Annotated in this window: 15 protein-coding genes; 6 read left to right on the top strand and 9 right to left on the bottom strand. The window is 70.5% G+C overall.

The window, feature by feature from the left end:
- Window positions 1–73: 73 nt before the first annotated feature.
- A complete protein-coding gene (locus ACWCO3_RS20615) occupies window positions 74–724 on the bottom strand; it encodes a DedA family protein (RefSeq protein ID WP_145779896.1) in 651 nt (216 codons plus the stop codon).
- A gap of 274 nt (window positions 725–998) precedes the next feature.
- On the opposite strand from ACWCO3_RS20615, the gene ACWCO3_RS20610 reads away from it, so the two are divergent.
- The 3 genes from ACWCO3_RS20610 (at window position 999) to ACWCO3_RS20600 (ending at window position 4,596) form a co-directional block, all read left to right on the top strand.
- The gene (locus ACWCO3_RS20610) at window positions 999–3,851 is read left to right on the top strand and encodes an aconitate hydratase (protein WP_145779895.1); all 2,853 of its coding nucleotides are present in this window, start codon (window positions 999–1,001) and stop codon (window positions 3,849–3,851) included.
- Between the two features lie 119 nt (window positions 3,852–3,970).
- Window positions 3,971–4,225: a type II toxin-antitoxin system Phd/YefM family antitoxin gene (locus ACWCO3_RS20605; RefSeq protein ID WP_278140619.1), complete on the top strand. Its 255-nt coding sequence runs from the start codon at window positions 3,971–3,973 to the stop codon at window positions 4,223–4,225.
- Window positions 4,222–4,596: a type II toxin-antitoxin system VapC family toxin gene (locus tag ACWCO3_RS20600; RefSeq protein ID WP_450011502.1), complete on the top strand. Its 375-nt coding sequence runs from the start codon at window positions 4,222–4,224 to the stop codon at window positions 4,594–4,596. The genes ACWCO3_RS20605 and ACWCO3_RS20600 overlap by 4 nt, the downstream gene beginning before the upstream one ends.
- A 52-nt stretch (window positions 4,597–4,648) precedes the next feature.
- Here ACWCO3_RS20600 and ACWCO3_RS20595 read toward each other — a convergent pair whose 3' ends face one another.
- Window positions 4,649–4,843 (bottom strand): hypothetical protein, encoded by a 195-nt coding sequence (locus tag ACWCO3_RS20595; RefSeq protein ID WP_278147061.1) that lies wholly within the window; start codon window positions 4,841–4,843, stop codon window positions 4,649–4,651.
- Window positions 4,844–5,206: 363 nt separating this feature from the next.
- Here ACWCO3_RS20595 and ACWCO3_RS20590 point away from each other — a divergent pair, with 363 nt between their 5' ends.
- A complete protein-coding gene (locus ACWCO3_RS20590; RefSeq protein ID WP_450011499.1) occupies window positions 5,207–5,974 on the top strand; it encodes a Scr1 family TA system antitoxin-like transcriptional regulator in 768 nt (255 codons plus the stop codon).
- Window positions 5,965–6,153 carry a DUF397 domain-containing protein gene (locus tag ACWCO3_RS20585; protein ID WP_450011498.1) on the top strand — a complete coding sequence of 63 codons (189 nt, stop codon included), beginning with the start codon at window positions 5,965–5,967 and terminating at the stop codon, window positions 6,151–6,153. Before ACWCO3_RS20590 ends, ACWCO3_RS20585 begins: the two co-directional genes overlap by 10 nt.
- A gap of 146 nt (window positions 6,154–6,299) precedes the next feature.
- Here ACWCO3_RS20585 and ACWCO3_RS20580 read toward each other — a convergent pair whose 3' ends face one another.
- The 6 genes from ACWCO3_RS20580 to ACWCO3_RS20555 all read right to left on the bottom strand — a co-directional run bounded on the left by ACWCO3_RS20580 (window position 6,300) and on the right by ACWCO3_RS20555 (window position 12,037).
- Window positions 6,300–7,532, bottom strand: coding sequence for an RNA polymerase sigma factor (locus tag ACWCO3_RS20580; protein ID WP_450011497.1), 1,233 nt, complete (start codon window positions 7,530–7,532; stop codon window positions 6,300–6,302).
- A gap of 27 nt (window positions 7,533–7,559) precedes the next feature.
- Complete coding sequence (locus tag ACWCO3_RS20575) at window positions 7,560–7,895, bottom strand: YciI family protein (RefSeq protein WP_145779892.1); 336 nt, start codon at window positions 7,893–7,895, stop codon at window positions 7,560–7,562.
- 85 nt (window positions 7,896–7,980) lie between these two features.
- Window positions 7,981–8,592 (bottom strand): GTP-binding protein, encoded by a 612-nt coding sequence (locus ACWCO3_RS20570; protein ID WP_145779891.1) that lies wholly within the window; start codon window positions 8,590–8,592, stop codon window positions 7,981–7,983.
- Window positions 8,573–8,959, bottom strand: coding sequence for a DUF742 domain-containing protein (locus ACWCO3_RS20565; protein ID WP_145779890.1), 387 nt, complete (start codon window positions 8,957–8,959; stop codon window positions 8,573–8,575). Before ACWCO3_RS20565 ends, ACWCO3_RS20570 begins: the two co-directional genes overlap by 20 nt.
- 5 nt (window positions 8,960–8,964) lie before the next feature.
- Window positions 8,965–9,387 carry a roadblock/LC7 domain-containing protein gene (locus ACWCO3_RS20560; protein ID WP_145779889.1) on the bottom strand — a complete coding sequence of 141 codons (423 nt, stop codon included), beginning with the start codon at window positions 9,385–9,387 and terminating at the stop codon, window positions 8,965–8,967.
- A gap of 91 nt (window positions 9,388–9,478) precedes the next feature.
- Window positions 9,479–12,037, bottom strand: a complete 2,559-nt coding sequence (locus ACWCO3_RS20555; protein ID WP_423438673.1) for a sensor histidine kinase — start codon at window positions 12,035–12,037, stop codon at window positions 9,479–9,481.
- A gap of 577 nt (window positions 12,038–12,614) precedes the next feature.
- Here ACWCO3_RS20555 and ACWCO3_RS20550 point away from each other — a divergent pair.
- Window positions 12,615–12,863 (top strand): DUF2630 family protein, encoded by a 249-nt coding sequence (locus tag ACWCO3_RS20550; RefSeq protein WP_091403743.1) that lies wholly within the window; start codon window positions 12,615–12,617, stop codon window positions 12,861–12,863.
- A 43-nt stretch (window positions 12,864–12,906) separates the two neighbouring features.
- Here ACWCO3_RS20550 and ACWCO3_RS20545 read toward each other — a convergent pair whose 3' ends face one another.
- Complete coding sequence (locus tag ACWCO3_RS20545; protein ID WP_357929301.1) at window positions 12,907–13,839, bottom strand: serine protein kinase RIO; 933 nt, start codon at window positions 13,837–13,839, stop codon at window positions 12,907–12,909.
- Between the last annotated feature and the right edge of the window lie 285 nt (window positions 13,840–14,124).

Raw genomic sequence — 14,124 nt, 5'->3', positions numbered from 1 at the left:
GGTCGGGTTGACCCCGGCGGCGAAGCGCAAGTTCAAGGGCCACCACGGGGCCCGGCCCTTCGCCGTGTTCGGATCAGGTGTCCGCGCGAACTACCTCGGGGTCGGGCGTCGGCTCGACGGCCTCGATCCGGTGGGCTCGTCGGCGTAGCCACCAGGTGCTGGCGAGGCCGGCCAGGACCGCGAGGGCCAACCCGGCCCAGGAGATGTCCTTGAGCCAGTGCTCGGCCGCCCGACCCACGGTGAACAACAGGTACGTGGTGCCGAACGCCCAGACCAGCCCGCCGGCGGCGTTCGCCACCAGGAACCGTCGGTACGGCACGTGCAGCGCTCCGGCGAGCGGCCCGGCCAGGATCCGCAGGAGTGCCACGAACCTGCCGAAGAACACCGCCCAGACGCCGTACCGGGCGAAGCTCTGCTCGGCGCGGGCGAGTTGGGCGGGGCCGAGATGGCGGGGGAAGCGCCGGCCCAGTCGGGCGAGCAGTGGGCGCCCACCCCGGCGGCCGACCGCGTACCCGATGGAATCGCCCAGGATCGCGCCGGTGGCGGCGGCGGTGGCCACCCACTCGGGTTCCACCACTCCGGTGGCGGCGAGCAGGGCGGAGCTGACCAGGACGATCTCGCCAGGCAGTGGGACGCCCATGCTCTCCACGCCGATCACCCCGCCGACCAGCAGGTAGACGGCGATCGGCGGCAACGCCACGAGCCAGTGCTGGACATCGAACACGGTTGACCCCTTCTCCGGCCGGCCTCGAACCCTACCCGGGCGACTCGTCGGCCCGGTGCCACCGCAGCAGGGGCGTCGAGGACCGACGCACACCCCGTACCCGTCCTAGGAGGCTAGGGATGATGGTGGCGTCGCGGACGGGCGGCTGGGTTGCACAACTAGCAAGACGGACGTACGGTTTTGTTGAGCGCGGAATCGGCGGTAAGTGTCACCTAACCTCGGCGGCACCCCGACCGGTGCGACAGACTGCTCAGGACTACTCACGGTCGCTGGTGTGAAGGAGTACGACGTGGCGAGCCTCGACACCTTCGGTGCGAAGACCCAGCTACGCGTCGGAGACGCGAGCTACGAGATTTTCAAGATCGACAAGGTGGACGGCCACGCTCGGCTGCCGTACAGCCTGAAGATCCTGCTGGAGAACCTGCTGCGGACCGAGGACGGCGCGAACATCACCGCCGACCACATCCGTCAGCTCGGCGGGTGGGACTCCACCGCCGCCCCGAGTGTGGAGATCCAGTTCACCCCGGCGCGGGTGCTCATGCAGGACTTCACCGGCGTGCCCTGCGTGGTCGACCTGGCCACCATGCGCGAGGCCGTCCGCGACCTGGGCGGCGACGCCACCAAGGTCAACCCTCTCGCCCCGGCCGAGCTGGTCATCGACCACTCGGTGATCGCCGACCTGTTCGGCCGCGAGGACGCGTTCGCCCGCAACGTCGAGCTGGAGTACGAGCGCAACAAGGAGCGTTACCAGTTCCTGCGCTGGGGCCAGACCGCGTTCAACGAGTTCAAGGTCGTCCCGCCGGGCACCGGCATCGTGCACCAGGTCAACATCGAGTACCTGGCCCGCACGATCATGGAACGCAACGGGCAGGCGTACCCGGACACCGTGGTCGGCACCGACTCACACACCACGATGGTCAACGGCCTGGGCGTGCTGGGCTGGGGCGTCGGCGGCATCGAGGCCGAGGCCGCGATGCTCGGCCAGCCGGTCAGCATGCTGATCCCCCGCGTGGTGGGCTTCAAGCTCTCCGGTGAGATGCCGGCCGGCACCACCGCCACCGACCTGGTGCTGACCATCACCGAGATGCTGCGCAAGCACGGTGTGGTCGGCAAGTTCGTCGAGTTCTACGGCCCCGGCGTGAGCGCCGTGCCGCTGGCCAACCGGGCCACCATCGGCAACATGTCCCCCGAGTACGGCTCCACCGTGGCGATCTTCCCGATCGACGCGGAGACCATCCGCTACCTGGAGCTGACCGGCCGCGACGCCGCGCAGGTCGCGCTCGTCGAGGCGTACGCCAAGGAGCAGGGCCTCTGGCACGACCCAGAGGCCGAGCCGGAGTACTCGGAGCGCCTGGAGCTGGACCTCAGCACCATCGAGCCGTCGCTCGCCGGCCCGAAGCGCCCGCAGGACCGGGTGCCGCTGGGCAGCGCGAAGACGCTGTTCCGCTCCGCGTTGACCGACTACGTCGCCGACGACTCCACCGGTGAGCGTGACCTCAAGCCGAGCGTGGCCCGTGAGGAGCTGCCGCGCGGCGCGAACGGCCCGGCCGACGAGGCGAGCGCCGAGTCCTTCCCGGCCAGCGACCCGCCGGCCAACGAGTTCAGCGACCCGGCCGACGAGCCGCGCGACCTGGAGACGGCCGCCGCCGGAGCGGGCGGGCGGGCCACCAACCCGATCCGAGTCACCGGCAGCGACGGTGTCGAGTACGAGCTGGACCACGGCGCCGTGGTGATCGCCGCGATCACCTCCTGCACCAACACGTCCAACCCGCAGGTGATGATCGGTGCCGCGCTGCTGGCCCGCAACGCGGTGGAGAAGGGCCTGACCCGCAAGCCGTGGGTGAAGACCACCCTGGCGCCCGGCTCCAAGGTCGTCATGGACTACTACGAGCGGGCCGCCCTGACGCCGTACCTGAACAAGCTCGGCTTCAACCTGGTCGGCTACGGCTGCACCACCTGCATCGGCAACTCGGGCCCGCTGCCCGAGGAGGTGTCCGCCGCGGTCAACGAGCACGACCTGTCGGTCGTCTCGGTGCTCTCCGGCAACCGCAACTTCGAGGGCCGGATCAACCCGGACGTCAAGATGAACTACCTGGCGTCCCCGCCGCTGGTGGTCGCCTACGCCCTGGCCGGCACGATGGACATCGACCTGGCCAACGAGCCGATCGGTGAGGACACCGAGGGCAACCCGGTCTTCCTGCGCGAGATCTGGCCGAACAGCGCCGAGATCCAGGACGTCATCGCCCAGGCGATCGGCGCCACCGGGTTCAGCGCCGCGTACGCCGACGTCTTCGCGGGCGACGAGCGGTGGCAGTCGCTGCCGACCCCGACCGGCGACACCTTCGCCTGGGAGAACGACTCCACCTACGTGCGGAAGCCCCCGTACTTCGAGGGCATGCAGCAGGAGCCGAGCCCGGTCGTCGACATCGCCGGTGCCCGGGTGCTGGCCAAGCTGGGTGACTCGGTGACCACCGACCACATCTCGCCGGCCGGTGCGATCAAGGCCGACTCCCCGGCCGGCTCGTACCTGGCCGAGCACGGCGTGCCGCGCCACGAGTTCAACTCGTACGGCTCTCGCCGGGGCAACCACGAGGTGATGATCCGGGGCACCTTCGCCAACATCCGGCTGCGCAACCAGCTGGTGCCCGGGGTGGAGGGCGGCTTCACCGTCAACCACCTCACCGGCGAGCAGACCTCGATCTACGACGCGTCCGTGGCCTACCAGGAGGCCGGCATCCCGCTGGTCGTCCTGGCCGGCAAGGAGTACGGCTCGGGTTCGTCGCGGGACTGGGCGGCCAAGGGCACGATGCTGCTGGGCGTCCGCGCTGTCATCGCCGAGTCGTACGAGCGGATCCACCGCTCCAACCTGATCGGCATGGGCGTGCTGCCGCTGCAGTTCCCGGTGGACGTCACCGCCGAGTCGCTGGGGCTCACCGGCACCGAGACGTTCACCATCACCGGGGTGACCGCGCTCAACGACGGCGAGACCCCGCGCACCGTGCAGGTCAGCACCGACACCGGCGTCGAGTTCGACGCCGTGGTGCGGATCGACACCCCCGGTGAGGCGGACTACTACCGGCACGGCGGCATCCTGCAGTTCGTGCTGCGCCGCATGATCGCCAACTGACGTACCGACGTCGCCAGGCTCCCTCCCGCCCTCGGCGGGAGGGAGCCTGCGTCGTTCCCGAGTCGCTCCTCGCATCAGGCCCTGCCGCGGGCTAACCTCTTAGCTAAGGAGGTGCCACGGTGGCCGGTGAAGCTGCGGCGCAGTTCAACATCCACGATGCGAAGACGAACCTGTCACGCATCATCGAACGGGTCGAGCACGGCGAGGAAATCGTGATCAGCCGGGCTGGCAACCCGGTCGCCAAGGTCATTCCTCTTCGTCGTACCACACGCACCGGTCGCGGGTCTCTGCGCGGTGCGCTGGATCTGACCGGTGACTGGGATTCCGACGAGATCAACGACGAGATCACCCGCGACTTCGGGCTGCCCGGATGAGGCTCTTGCTCGACACGCACGTGGTGCTCTGGTGGCTGACCGACGACCCGGTCCTCGCCACGGACATCAAGGACCGCATCGACACCGAACCCGACGTGTACCTGAGCCCTGTCACGCTGTGGGAGGTCGCGATCAAACAGTCGCTTGGCAAGCTGCCCGGCCCGGCCGATCTGGCCGAACGGATCCGTGACGCCGAACTGCGGGAACTCCCGATCCGCCACGATCACGCCATCGCGGCTGGTCGACTGCCGCTGATCCACCGGGATCCCTTCGACCGGATGCTTGTCGCGCAGGCCCTGCACGAAGGGCTGACCCTTGTCACCAGGGACGACCGCATCCAGAAGTACGACGTACCGATCCTGGTGCCGTGACTTCCATCCGCTAGCGGAGGGGTCGTCGGCCCGGCGCTCGCCGCTTGAACGCTCAGCGCAGCCTTAGCGCGACAGCGCGGGCCTCCTCGTCGGTCAGCGGCAGGAACCAGAGGAAACGGCGAACGATGGCGACCGGATCGGGGCCGCCGGGCTGGCCGCGCAGGTCGCGGATCGCCCGGCGGGTGATCCGGGAGAACTCGGGGATCAGGGTCGCGCGGCGGGCGGCGTCCGTCGGGGTCGCTCGCAACGCGGGGCAGGGCCAATCCTGACCGCAGGCGTCGCACGTCCAAAGTGGGCCGTCGGCGGTGTGCGCGACCGACGGGCCGCACCGGGACCGCCAGCGTGATTCGGGTACGACGTTCGCCGTGCGACCCGGGCGACGGTACGGAGGGTGCCGTGGCCCGGTCGGTCCGGCGCTGATCGCACGGGGCGAGGACGGCTGGGCCGGTCGGGTGCCTGGCCGATGGGGGCGGTGGCAGGGCTTGTCGTCGGGCATCGTGTGCTCCCTCCTCGATGTTGTCTACACAGCACCCTGCCGAGGGTTGCCAATCGATCACACCGCGTATAACTATTGCCTTTCAACGTCTGGAACGTTCTGAGGGGTCTGGGGATGAATCGAGCCGTGCAGGCGGCGATGGTCGAGAAGGGCCATACAGCTGAGAGTCTCGCTGCTCAGATCGGCGTCGATCCGAAGACGGCGGCGAAGTGGGCGAGCACGGGACGAATCCCGCAGACGCGTCATCGTGCGCGGGTCGCCGAGCTGCTCGGTCGGAACGTCGACGAGCTGTGGCCCGACGCGTTGAAGCGACGGACGCCGGCCTGGTTCCGGCCCTGGGCCGAGATCGAGCGCGAGGCACTGTCGCTACGGTGGTTCGAGCTCACGTGGATACCTGGTCTATTTCAGACGAAGGCGTACGCGCTGGCAACGCTGGTCGGCGAGGCGCTGACACCGGCCGAAGCCGACGATCTCGCCGAGGCGCGACTGAGTCGACAGGCCGTCCTGCGCCGGGAACGTCCGCCGCTGCTTGTCGCGGTCCTCGACGAGGCAATCCTCCGGCGCACCCTCGACGGCGACCGGGCCATGATGCGGGAGCAGTGCGAGCGGCTGGCCGAGCAGGCCGCCCTGCCGAACGTGTCGATCTTCGTCGTGCCCGCCAACGTCGGCATGTATCCGGGCCTCGGTGGGCCGTTCACAGTGGCCGAGATGCCGGATGGCGCGCGGGTAGCGCACGTCGACAGCCAGGCGCAGGCGCAGCTCATCGACAAGGTTGCCGACGTTGCTACGCTCGACCGGCGGTGGGAACGCATTCGCGACGGAGCCCTGTCGCGGGCGCAGTCCCTCAATCTCATCAGGGAAGCGGCAGCCTCATGGACCTGACCGGCGCTCGGTGGCGCAAGAGCACCAAGAGTGGCAACAACGGCGGAAACTGCGTCGAGGTGGCCGACAACCTCGCGGGCGTCATCGGCGTACGCGACTCCAAGGACCCGGCCGGTCCGGCGCTCGCCTTCGACCCGGCGGCCTGGTCCCGATTCCTGGCGTCGGCTAAACGCGGCTGAGTCTCTGAGAGGTTCCCGGCGCGGCCCAGGCCGCGCCACCTTCCAAAACTGAGATCTTGGACAGTTTCCGTCAGCTGAAGACGGACCAGCAGACACACAAGCGTGGTCCGGCCGTCGGACTCGGCCAGCTCAGAGCCAACGCGCGCCTAGGGTGCGAGTTCGGCCGCCCGGCCCAGCAGCGCCCGACGCTCGGCGGTCGAGCCCACCATCGCCGCCGCCTCCCGGAACAGTCCGGCGGCCCGACGTCGGTCACCCTGCCGGGCCACCAGGTCGGCCTCCACCGCCACGGCCAGCGGGTTGCCGTCCAGCCCTCCCCCGGCACGCGCCGCGTCGAGCAGCACCAACCCGACGGCCGACCCGAACGCGTACCCGTGCGCGACAGCGCGGTTGAGCGCGATCACCGGGGAGGGCCGGATGTCGGCCAGCGCGTCGTAGGCCCGCGCGATCGTCGGCCAGTCGGTGTCATCGGCGGAGGCCGAGGTGGCGTGGCAGGCGGCGATCCGAGCCTGCCACGCGTACGGCCCGTCGTGGCGTACCCGAAAAAGGGCGTCCAGTCCCTCGGCGATGGCCGCACGGTCCCACAGTGAGCGATCCTGTCGTTCCAGGGTGAGCAGGTTGCCGGCGGCGTCCCGGCGGGCGTCGCGGCGGGAGTGCTGGAACAGGACCAGCGCCAGCAGCGCGGCCACCTCGGACTGCTCCGGCATCAGCCGGTCGAGGAGCCGGGCCAGCCGCACCGCCTCGTCGGCGAAGGCCGGCTCGCCGTCGGCGACGTACCCTCGGGTGAACAGCAGGTACAGCACGGCGAGGACACCGGGCAGTCGCTCGGTCAACGCCGGCCCGTTCGGCACCCGGTACGGGATGCCGGCCTGCGCGATGCGGGTCCGGGCCCGGGTCAGCCGTCGGGTCATCGTCGACTCGGTGACCAGCAGGAGTCGGGCGATGTCAGCGGTGGGCACGCCGCAGACGGTGCGCAACGTCAGCGCCACCCGGGCCTCCATCGCGAGCGCCGGATGGCAGCAGGTGAAGATGAGCCGTAGTCGGTCGTCCACCACGTCCTCCCCCACCTCGGGCTCGGGCTGAGCGTCGGACGGCGTGAGCAACGCCAGGTCGTGCAGCTTGCGGCGTTCCACCGTGGCCCGACGCAGCACGTCGAGCGCCCGGTTGCGGGCCACCGTCATGAGCCAACCGCCCGGGTTGGCCGGCACACCGTCGGCGGGCCAACGCTCCAGCGCGACGGTCAGGGCCTCCTGGGCGCAGTCCTCGGCCAACGCCCAGTCCCCGGTCACCCTGATCAGGGTCGCGACGATCCGGGGGTACGCCTCGACGCCGGCCGCCGCGACGGCTTCCGCCGCCGCGCCGACCGGTGCGCCCGTGCGCATCGGCCGGCGCGGCGACATGGGCACCCGTCAGTCGGGCAGGTCCGCGAACGGACGCAGTTCCAGTCGCCCCTCACGGGCCATCGGGTGGGTGCGGGCCACCTCGATCGCCTCGTCCAGGTCAGCGCACTCGATCAGGTCGAAGCCCACGATCACCTCGGCGGTCTCCGCGAACGGCCCCTCGGAGACGAGCAACTCACCGTCGCGCACTCGGACGGTGGTGGCCGCGCTGGTCGGCGCCAGCACGTCGCCGGTCAGGCGGCGGCCACGAGAGTCGTTCTCCGCCACCCACTTGTGAATGTCGGGTAGTTCGGTGGGATCGGTGTCCGGCTCGCTGTCACTGCACACGAACATCATGTACTTCATCTGGTCGCTCCCTGGTCTCTCGGGGTGTCGCCAGCATGACGATCGGCCGACGGCGTTCCGGACACCCTCCCCCGAAAAACTTCGGTCAGTCTCCGCTGGCGGCGCGGCGACGGGCCTCGCGGGTCTTCATGGCGTGCTCCATCAGCGTGACGAGCACCTCCTTGCTGGACTCGCGCTCCCGGGCGTCGCAGAGCAGCACCGGCACCCCCGGGTCCAGGTTCAACGCGGCCTGCACCTCGTCGAGCCGGTACTGCCGGGCGTCGGCGAAGCAGTTCACCGCCACCACGAACGGCGTGCCCCGGCCCTCGAAGTAGTCGATCGACGGGAAGCAGTCGGCGAGCCTGCGGGTGTCGGCCAACACCACGGCACCGATCGCGCCCAACGCCAGCTCGTCCCAGACGAACCAGAAACGGTCCTGACCGGGCGTGCCGAACAGGTACAGCACCAGGTCGTCGCTGATGGTGATCCGGCCGAAGTCCATGGCCACTGTGGTCGTGGACTTGCCCTCCACCCCGGAGAGGTCGTCGATGCCGACGCCGGACTCGGTCAGCACCTCCTCGGTGCGCAGGGGCCGGGTCTCGCTGACCGCACCGACCATGGTCGTCTTGCCCACGCCGAAACCTCCGGCGACCAGGATCTTGATCGCGGTGGGCAGTGTCGTCGCTCCCGCCGGCCGGTCAGAGTGCCCGTAGTCCATTGATTACCGCCTCGAAGATGCTGTTGTCGGGAAGACCGGCCGTGGTCTGCGGCTCGCGGACCCGCACCAGGCTGCGGGCCGCCAGGTCACCGAGGAGCACCCGGATGGTGCCCACCGGCAGGTCGAGATGTGCGGCGATCTCGGCGACGGACTGAATGCGCTGGCACAGTCCGACGATCGCCACGTGCTCCGGACCGAGACCGATCTCCGGCGTGACCTCGGCTTGGGTCGCGGTGACCAGGGAGATCAGGTCGAAGGTGCCGGTCACCGGGCGGGCTCGCCCGCGCGTCACCGCGTACGGGCGTACGACCGGACCCGCGTGGTCATCCACCCATTGGTGGTCTGCGGACTCCCCCTGCACCGTCATCGCCGCTACCTCTCGTCGACCGACTGCTCAGTTGCACGGGAAGGAGACGCGACGTACTTGCCGACGCGCGTGACCAGCATCGCCATCTCGTAGGCGATCAGGCCGACGTCGGCGTCCTCACTGGCCAGAACCGCCAGGCAGGCGTTGCGTCCGGCGGCCGTGACGAACAGGAACGACGACTGCATCTCGATGATGGTCTGCTGCACCTGCCCGCCGCCGAAGCGCTTCCCCGCTCCTCGGGCCAGGCTCTGGATGCCGGCGGCCATCGCCGCCAGGTGCTCGCCGTCGTCCCGGCTCATGCCTTGGGAGGAGGCCATCAACAGCCCGTCGCTGGAGAGCGCGACCGCATGTTCGGCCTGCTTCACCCGGCCCACCAGATCATCCAGCAACCACGTCAGGTCGGCACTCGAAGCCGTCTTCTGCGCCACTTCGTCGTCCTCTTCTCGCCCGGCTGTTGCGCCGTGTTCATCTAGGGCTGACCGTCACGCCATGCGGGGATTTCCGCACTTCGATGGTCGGTCAGGGGGCTTGGGGGTCCTCGTCGCTCGGTTCGGGCGTCGCCGCCGGCGGGGCGCCGGATGCGCCACCGAGCAGCCGCGCCGCGTCGGTGCGGCCGCGACGGGTGCCGGTCTGGTAGGAGCTCATCATCCGGCGTACCTGCTCCGGCGGACGCACCACATCCTCGTCGTCACTCTCCGACTCCGCAGGGTCGTCCCGTAGCTCGGGAACGATGTTCGCCTGTCGAACCCGGACCGGGAGACCGGAGTCGGTCCGCGCCGCTTCGGCGTGGTCGGGCGTCGGGGCGGTGCCACCAGTGGCGGCCGGAGGGCCGTCGTCGGCCGCGAGTGCTTTCACGCGCTCCGCCCCTCGGGTGCGGTCGACAGCGGGCAGGCCGGTGGGCACCGTGGGGGCCTCCAGCGCCGGCAGGCTCGGGCTACGCCGGGCCCGGGTGGGCAGTTCGGGCGTACCGGTGGCGGGGGTCGTCCGCTGCCGGGTGGGCAGGCCGGTGTCGGCCTCGTCGGCCGACGTCGCCGGGGTGGCACCGTCCGACGTGGTCACTGTCGGGACAACCGTTTCCGGTACGTCCGAAGCGGTGGTCGTCGTCGCGGCCAGCGCGACAGGTGCGACGGTGGTCGAACGGCCGGTGTCGCCGGAACCCACCGACGGCGCCGGGGTGGCCGAGCCGGTCCGCATGGCGCCGGAGTCCTCCGGGCCGGGGCCGTTCTCGGTGACCAGATCGAGCGGGATCAGCACGACCGCCGTGGTTCCGCCGTACGCCGATTCCTTCAACTGCACCCGCACGCCGTGCCGCTCGGTCAGCCGGCTGACCACGTAGAGGCCGAGGCGGGAGGCGTTGGCGAGGTTCAGCTCGGACTGGTCGACGATCCGGTGGTTCGCCGCGGCCAGGTCCTCCTCGCTCATGCCGAGGCCCCGGTCCTCGATCTCGATGGCGAACCCGTTGGCCACCGACTGCCCGCGTACCTCGACAGTGGTGTGCGGCGGGGAGAAGGACAGGCCGTTCTCGATCAGCTCGGCGAGCAGGTGGATCACGTCGCCGACCGCGCGGCCGGCGAGGGAGACCTCACCGAGCGGCAGCACGTTGACGCGGGTGTAGTCCTCCACCTCGGCCACGGCGCCGCGCACCACGTCGACCATCGGGACGTTGCGCCGCCAGGCCCGGCCGGGGGTGGAGCCGGAGAGGACGATCAGGTTTTCCGCGTTGCGCCGCATCCGGGTGGCCAGGTGGTCGACCCGGAACAGGTCCTCCAGTTCCTCCGCGTCGTGTTCACGGCGCTCCATCGCGTCCAGCAGGGTGAGCTGGCGGTGGACGAGTGCCTGGGTGCGGCGGGCCAGGCTGAGGAAGACCTCGCGGACGTTACGACGCAGGTCGGCCTGCTCGACAGCGGTCCGCAGGGCGGTTTCCTGGACGGCGTTGAACGCCTTACCGACCTGGCCGATCTCGTCGGTGCCGAATTCCAGCGGCGGCGCCTCGGTGGCCACGTCGACCTCCTCGCCGCGGCCGAGTCGATCCACCACGCGGGGCAGCCGCTCGTCGGCGAGCTGCCACGCGGCCTCCCGCAGTCGGCCCAACTGGCGCAGCAGGGCGCGAGCGGTGGTGATCGAGACGACGACGGAGGCGATGACGGCGAGTAGGCCCAGACCGGCGGCGAGCACCAGCCGGATGATCACCCAGACCGCCACCGGGGTGGCGCGCTGCACCAGGGCGTCACCACCGGCCAGGACGACGGCTTCCTGCTCCTTGAGGGCGGGATCGATCGCGGCCTGCCAGTCGTCGGCCTCGACCGGCAGCGGCGCGTTGGGGCGACCGGCGGTGACCATCCGGTCTTCGAGGGCGCGGAGGCGGGTGAAGGCCTGCCCCTCGGTCATCTGGACGTAGCGTTCCCGGTCGGCGTCCGGCAGCTCGGCCAACGCCTCGGTCACCAGGAACCGTTGCGCGCCGACCAGGTGGGCGAACTGGGTGTACTCCGGGGCGCTGACCCGGCCTGCGGCGGCCATCCCGGCGAAGAGGGCGTCCTCCTGCGACATCAGCTCCCGCACCCGGACGAGCCGCGTGAGGTTGACGGTGTCCTGGGCGATCTGCTCGTCGTCGAGTTGACCCAGGACCGCGTACACCCGGAACAGCGAGTCGAGGACACCGGTGTACGCCGCAGCCGCGCCGGCCCGGTCCACCGAGCCGGAGACGACGGCCTCACGCATCTCGCCGAGCCCGTCCAGTCGGGCGACCATCTCGTTGATCCGCCCGGTCAGTTCGTCGCTCGACGCCAACCGGGCCCGCCAGCTCCGGGCCGACTCGGCGAAGGTGGCGGCCTCCCTCGCACTGCGCTCCTGCTGCGCCTGCAACTGCTGTGCCAGGCCCGGGTCGCGGCGGCCCAGGTAGGCCACCGACATCCGACGCTCCCGTTGCAGCTCGGTGAGCAGCGACTCACTGGGTTGCACGACCTGCGCGTCGAGCCTCTGCACACCGAGCACGTTGAAACCGTCGCGCAGGGTCACCCAGGCCGCGAACGCCCAGAGCGCCGCGAGCGAGACCAGCAGGGCCACAATCTTGGTGCGCAAACTTGCACTGCGGGAAGCCATCCCACCCGTCCCTCAACCGTTTTGAATGGCTGAACGAGCCCAGCCCCCGGCCCGGCGCACGCTAGCAGTGTCCGGAATTTCCCTCAAGCAGTGCAGACCAACGGCTATCCGAGATATGGGCGGATCCACCCAGCGGCGCCGCAGCCGAGGCTGTACGGCCGCCACGGCCGCTCGCATCACCATCGCCGGATGGAGATCCTTGTCATACCACAGTGGAGCGTCGATGTGCTCGGTGACCAGGTACGGCCGGATGGTGCCGAGGTTCAGTCGGACGACCTGCCCCGGGCGACGCGTCCGCCAGCCGGACCGCGCCCAGGGGTCACCGAGGAACCCGGGTGACCTGCGGCGGAGGATGGCCACCTGTGTGGATCATGGCGCTTCGGAACGCTCGGCTCAGTGATTCTCACCCCACGATGGGCAGGGCGTGACACAATCCGAACCGAGCGTGAGACCGGCGCATCGACGCGTCGCCGTCGGTGTGGTCCAGCCGATGACCGAAGCGCGACAGGGGTACGAATCCAGGCGCTTCCGGTGCCGCTGTGCCAGGCTCAGGAGCATGGACGACAAGACCATCCTGAACCGGATCTCCGAGCTGGTAGACGAGGAACACAAGCTGCGTGCGGACGCCCAGGCCCACGAGTCGGGCACCGAGGGCGAGGCCAGCGAGCGACTGCGCGCCCTGGAGGAGTCCCTCGACCAGTGCTGGGACCTGCTGCGCCGCCGCCGGGCCGCCCGGGAGACCCACGGCGACCCGGACGCACAGGGCGAACGCCCCAAGCCTGAGGTGGAGCGCTACCTCCAGTGACGGCAGAGCGGGTCGGGCGGTCCGGCCGCCCGACCCGCCCCGATCAGCGGAGCCCCGCCTCGCGCAGCAACTCACCGGTCAACGTGTGGGGATCGGTCTGCTCGGCGGGCAGGCCCCGAGCCGCGAACCAGGTGCCGACCACCCGCACGTCGCGCGCCAGGAACTCCGGACCCTGCGGGTTGGCCACCACGTCGACCACCTGCGGCAGGTCGATCACGACCAGCCGCCCCTGGTGCACGAGCAGGTTGTACGGCGACAGGTCGCCGTGCGCGTAGCCCGCCCGCGCCAGCACCCGCAGCGCCTCCACGAGTTGTGCCCACAGGTCGCGCAGCTCGGCCAGGCCGGGTCGCAGCTGGGCCAGCCGGGGAGCGGCCTGCCCCGACTCGGCGTCGCCGACGAACTCCAGCATCAGTTCGGTGCCTCGGAGCTGCACCGGGTACGGCACGGCGATCCGATCGTGCCCGGCACCGATCTCCCAGAGGCGGGCCAGGGCGGCGAATTCCGCCGCCGCCCACTGCCCGGCGATCATCTGCCGACCGAAGGCCGTGCGGCCGGCCATCGCCCGGTTCTCCCGGGAACGGCGCACACGGCGCCCCTCCAGGTAGCCGGCGTCGCGGTGGAACAGCCGGTGCTCGGGATCGCGGTAGCGTTTGACCGCCAGCAGACAGGACCGGTCGGTGTCGGGCACCGCCCGGCGGACCAGGTGGACGTCCGCTTCCTTGCCGGTCTTCAGCACACCCAGCTCGGTGTCCCGGGCGGCCAACTCGGTGACCAGCCAGGCTGGGTGTGGCTCTGGCCCGTGCACGGCGTCGTCCCAGGACGACCAGCTGTCGCCGGTGTCGGGATCGGGTTCAGCGTCCGGGTTCGCGGGTGGCTCGGTGGGCCGCCCGCGCTTCAGGAACTGTGGTTCGTCGTCGTCGAAGCGGCTCTTGCCGCGGCTCCGGCGCTCCAGCGCCGGAAGGTCGTGATCGCGCACTGTGGTGAGGTTCCCTTGGTCGAGGCTGAGATAGGCGGCTGGAAGCGACCTGCGAAGACGGCCATGACCGACCTCCTCTCCTCGACCGGGCCCACGCCCGGGACGCACGATGCGCAGGACCATGCTCGCCGTCCCACCGGCACGCGGTCAACCGATTAACAGCCGACCGCACGCCAGCCCGGCGACAGTGTCGGTTCGCTGCCCGGCACCGACATCGGCGAGGCCCAGCGGGTGGTCCTCGGTGAGCTTCCGGACCTGCCCCACCTGCCCGAACTGCCGGCCCGT

The sequence above is a fragment of the Micromonospora sp. NPDC002411 genome, assembly GCF_053592955.1.
Note: the sequence above shows the minus strand (reverse complement) of the source record. Positions and strands in the feature narration are given on the sequence as shown.

What these genes read in the sequence shown, in the direction of transcription:
- ACWCO3_RS20580 (WP_450011497.1), bottom strand. Translation starts at nt 7,532, where the DNA reads ATGCGCACGGGCGCACCGGTCGGCGCGGCGGCGGAAGCCGTCGCGGCG.
- ACWCO3_RS20590 (WP_450011499.1), top strand. Translation starts at nt 5,207, where the DNA reads ATGAATCGAGCCGTGCAGGCGGCGATGGTCGAGAAGGGCCATACAGCT.
- ACWCO3_RS20600 (WP_450011502.1), top strand. Translation starts at nt 4,222, where the DNA reads ATGAGGCTCTTGCTCGACACGCACGTGGTGCTCTGGTGGCTGACCGAC.
- ACWCO3_RS20570 (WP_145779891.1), bottom strand. Translation starts at nt 8,592, where the DNA reads ATGGACTACGGGCACTCTGACCGGCCGGCGGGAGCGACGACACTGCCC.
- ACWCO3_RS20585 (WP_450011498.1), top strand. Translation starts at nt 5,965, where the DNA reads ATGGACCTGACCGGCGCTCGGTGGCGCAAGAGCACCAAGAGTGGCAAC.
- ACWCO3_RS20550 (WP_091403743.1), top strand. Translation starts at nt 12,615, where the DNA reads ATGGACGACAAGACCATCCTGAACCGGATCTCCGAGCTGGTAGACGAG.
- ACWCO3_RS20575 (WP_145779892.1), bottom strand. Translation starts at nt 7,895, where the DNA reads ATGAAGTACATGATGTTCGTGTGCAGTGACAGCGAGCCGGACACCGAT.
- ACWCO3_RS20565 (WP_145779890.1), bottom strand. Translation starts at nt 8,959, where the DNA reads ATGACGGTGCAGGGGGAGTCCGCAGACCACCAATGGGTGGATGACCAC.